The sequence below is a fragment of the Campylobacter coli LMG 9860 genome (assembly GCF_000254135.1).
Lineage (GTDB): Bacteria > Campylobacterota > Campylobacteria > Campylobacterales > Campylobacteraceae > Campylobacter_D > Campylobacter_D coli.
The window spans coordinates 1-638 of record NZ_AINS01000154.1 but is presented as its reverse complement, the minus strand read 5'-3'; the positions used below and the strand labels follow the sequence as shown (position 1 = coordinate 638).

The following is a 638-nucleotide window of genomic DNA, read 5'->3' as shown; positions in this document are numbered from 1 at the left end:
TATAAAAGGTTTTATAGATTTTGAAATTTCATCTAAAACTTTTGCTTTTTCATAATTAATAAGCCAACTATCAACCCATTTAGGTGTTTCGCCTTTTGCATTCCAATTAATAACACCATTGTAAACAGCTCCGACCATATTTGCAAATTCTTTTTTTGTAAGCTCTAATTCATTTAATTTTTTTTCAAATGTTTCTATATCCATTTAATATCCTTGTTGGTTTTAGTTATTATAGCAAAAAATACATAAAAATTTAACTTTTAATAAAAAATAATTATAAAAAAATGTATTTTATGCTTGACATATATTATAAAAAAGTGTATAATCACTGCATAAAAGTTATAAAATAATTAACTTTTGTAAATCAAAACAAAAAGGTAAAAAATGGAAAAATTAGCTGTAATTAATGGCGTGGATGTAGAGTTGGAAGTGGTAGATAATGCAGTATATACCACTTCTTTAAGCGTGGCTGAAGTATTCAATAAAAACCACAAAAATATTATACGCAAAATAAATGAATTTCCAAAGGATAATTTTACTAAGCTCAATTTTGAGCTGAGTAAATATATTGATAGCACGGGTAGAATTTTACCTTGCTACAAAATCACTCGCGACGCTTTTTCTCTTTTAGTGATGGG

General features: G+C 26.2%; 2 protein-coding genes. One reads left to right on the top strand and one right to left on the bottom strand.

Features of this window, described 5'->3' with window-relative positions:
- Positions 1–204, bottom strand: a 204-nt coding sequence (locus CCO88_RS09875; RefSeq protein WP_002840928.1) for a hypothetical protein, incomplete at its 3' end; no start/stop codon positions are given.
- Positions 205–384: 180 nt separating this feature from the next.
- On the opposite strand from CCO88_RS09875, the gene CCO88_RS09870 reads away from it, so the two are divergent.
- Positions 385–638, top strand: a 254-nt coding sequence (locus tag CCO88_RS09870; RefSeq protein ID WP_002840926.1) for a Rha family transcriptional regulator, incomplete at its 3' end; no start/stop codon positions are given.